The organism is Colwellia sp. MB3u-55, from assembly GCF_014076785.1.
In the GTDB taxonomy this organism is placed as follows: Bacteria; Pseudomonadota; Gammaproteobacteria; order Enterobacterales; family Alteromonadaceae; genus Colwellia_A.
On record NZ_JACGUS010000042.1, the window covers coordinates 1 to 2,556 of the forward strand.

A 2,556-nucleotide genomic window follows, 5' to 3' on the forward strand; every position below is an offset into this window, starting at 1 on the left:
CTTGGGTATGCTGGTGTAGCGATCATTATCTTTCAATCTACAGAACTAATTTCAAGAATATTTGTGTAGGTATATATAACAAGAAATTCAACAAGGACTAAAAACAGCGGGCTGTTCGCTTCGCTCCATTTTAGCCCACAATTTTTAGCCTGTTAATTAGGCGTTATATGCCTAAAGGATCGTATCAATTATGGAAGAAGTAGCAGAAGGATTAGGTCGAGGTTTCTTTAGATTAATAAAATGGATCATTATTGATGCATTTATAGAGTTTTTTATTTATGGTTATGGGTACGTTATTTTAAAGATTATTACTATTGGTAAGTATCCTAAACCAAATCAAAATAATGATGGTCTTTGTATTGTTGCTGGTATTGTTTCAATTGCCGTGACAATCGGTATTATTATGTTGTTTAATTCTAAATAGGCATATAACAAGCCATTCAAGCAGGACAAATAACAGCTGGCTATTTGCTCCTTCGTCGCTTATTTTAGCCAACTATCATTTGCCTCTTAATGGGGCGTTATATTTTTAAAGGACTATCGATGAAATATCTAGGATTGTTATCAATAATACTATTGGCTGGTTGTCAGTCTACGCCAACTTTTTGTAAGAAAGAGCCTGATTCAGATTTATGTAATCAAAAAACTTACCAATATGGTACAGACCAAGCGCTCAAAGAATTTGAAACTAAGAAATCTAACAAAGCTTTTGCGCTTGGCCAAACTTCTGATGGCTGGGAGTTTTACGGTTACTCTGAAGGTTATAGCTCAACCCATAAAGCGAAAAAGGAAGCTCTTGCGCAATGCCAAAAGAGGGTAGATAAACATGGTACTGATGGCAAGTGTGAGTTAATTCGTTAGTCAAAATATAACAAGAACTTCAAACGGAAAAAATACAGTTGGCTGTTTTCACTCCGTTCAACATTTTAGCCAACTATATTTTTCCGCTTAAGTAGGCGTTAGGCTTCAGGAGATTATCATCAAAATTTTCGCATTACTATTATGCACAGTTTTTTTGAGTTAATGTGTTGTACTACATGAAGAATATTTTCATCCTCAAGCTGAAGGCGCTCGAGTTGAAAAAGAATCTTGCCGAGGCCAAGTTGGCGTAGATAATCAGCTTATTTTCCCTTTGGATGATGTGAACGTTGAGTTGCATGTATGGGAATATAAAGGAAAGACGAGTTTAGAAATTTCTTTTAAAGTATATAAAAGTGCTAATGTAGTTTGGCCGGTTCAAACTGTTACTGCTTATATGGAAAACAGTACAAAGAATTTAAAATTTGAAAGTTTCACGAGGTTAAGAGTCGAAAGATTTGATAGACCAGAAGATAATTACAAGATACACAAGAAGGAATATCTAATTGGCTCTGTAATGGACAGAGCCACAGATGATAAATTCGAAATATTTTATAAGCGATTCGAAATAAGCGATATCGGCGTAGAGTGGCTTAAAATAAGCGGGTTAAAAGTAATGATTAACGGGAAAGAAAAGATATTATCCGAGATTGTTTTTACTAAAAAAAGTGGCCTATTTCTGCATCCCTTAAATTGCTAATTCAGCCTAACAAGCACTTCAAACGGAACAAAAACAGTTGGTTAGGTTCCGCTTCGCTACACATTTTAACCAACAATTTTTGTCCGCTTAAGTGGGCGTTAGTTGGTACCGCTAATAAGCGTAATATTTTATTGTAAATGTGGTGTATTCTACATTGGCTTTGTATGTGTTTCAGGTGAGTTTTCGCCATTTTCTTTTGGTTGTTAACCAGCGAAATCCAACCTCATTTGTCAATTTAAGGTTTAGTGTGTTCGCTTCAACACATGAAATTTAGTGGCTCAAAATTCAACTTTATGTGTAGCGGTACGGGTATTTGTATTCTTCCGTATCACTCAATATTAGGGTAACTTATTGTTAATGTAGTGCTTTAAATACCAAGCAACTAACAAGAACATTAAACGGAAAATTTACAGTTGGCTGTTTTTCGTTCCTCAAACATTTTAGCCAACTATAAATTTCCGCTTATGTAAGCGTTATAAGTACAATCAAAAGGATGTATGTATGTCGGAAAAGGAAATAAAAAAAATAGTAAGAAAATACCGCCTGAGAGCTAATTATTTTCTTGCGGCTATTTTATTGATATTAGTAGCAGTTGATTGGAAAATGACAGATCACTTTATAAATAAGTATGCAGAGCTTGGGTTACCTTTACCTATTTCTGATATTGGAGGAGAGTCGCTATATTATATTTTTATTCCTTTTGCGGTATTTCATTCGTGCGTTTATGTTTTTGAAAAAGCTATAATTGACATTAATAAATATAAAAGTAGCTAGAAGTGAGTAAGTACTTATAACAAGCAATTCAACAGGACTAAAAACAGCAGGCTATCGCTCCGCTCAGTTTAGCCCACTATTTTTAGCCCGTTAATTGGGCGTTAGATGAATTCATGAATCTAAATATCTGGAAGCAAAATGGCAGTATTTCAATTTGGAGATACAATCCATTAAATAAAAACTTTCCTGGTTGGCACATGAGTGCGGACAAAGAAGGATATGAA

General features: G+C 34.7%; 4 protein-coding genes. All 4 read left to right on the forward strand.

All coding sequences use genetic code 11. The annotated features are described in order from the left end of the window. Positions 1–190: 190 nt before the first annotated feature. Positions 191–424, forward strand: coding sequence for a hypothetical protein (locus tag H4J66_RS01095; protein ID WP_182169452.1), 234 nt, complete (start codon positions 191–193; stop codon positions 422–424). 119 nt (positions 425–543) lie between these two features. After that, positions 544–861 carry a hypothetical protein gene (locus tag H4J66_RS01100; protein WP_182169455.1) on the forward strand — a complete coding sequence of 106 codons (318 nt, stop codon included), beginning with the start codon at positions 544–546 and terminating at the stop codon, positions 859–861. Between the two features lie 280 nt (positions 862–1,141). Beyond that, positions 1,142–1,558, forward strand: coding sequence for a hypothetical protein (locus H4J66_RS01105; protein ID WP_182169458.1), 417 nt, complete (start codon positions 1,142–1,144; stop codon positions 1,556–1,558). A gap of 501 nt (positions 1,559–2,059) precedes the next feature. Continuing rightward, on the forward strand, positions 2,060–2,332 hold the full coding sequence (locus H4J66_RS01110; protein WP_182169461.1) for a hypothetical protein: 273 nt from the start codon (positions 2,060–2,062) through the stop codon (positions 2,330–2,332). The last annotated feature ends 224 nt before the right edge of the window (positions 2,333–2,556 follow it).

What these genes read in the sequence shown, in the direction of transcription:
- H4J66_RS01110 (WP_182169461.1), top strand. Translation starts at nt 2,060, where the DNA reads ATGTCGGAAAAGGAAATAAAAAAAATAGTAAGAAAATACCGCCTGAGA.
- H4J66_RS01100 (WP_182169455.1), top strand. Translation starts at nt 544, where the DNA reads ATGAAATATCTAGGATTGTTATCAATAATACTATTGGCTGGTTGTCAG.
- H4J66_RS01095 (WP_182169452.1), top strand. Translation starts at nt 191, where the DNA reads ATGGAAGAAGTAGCAGAAGGATTAGGTCGAGGTTTCTTTAGATTAATA.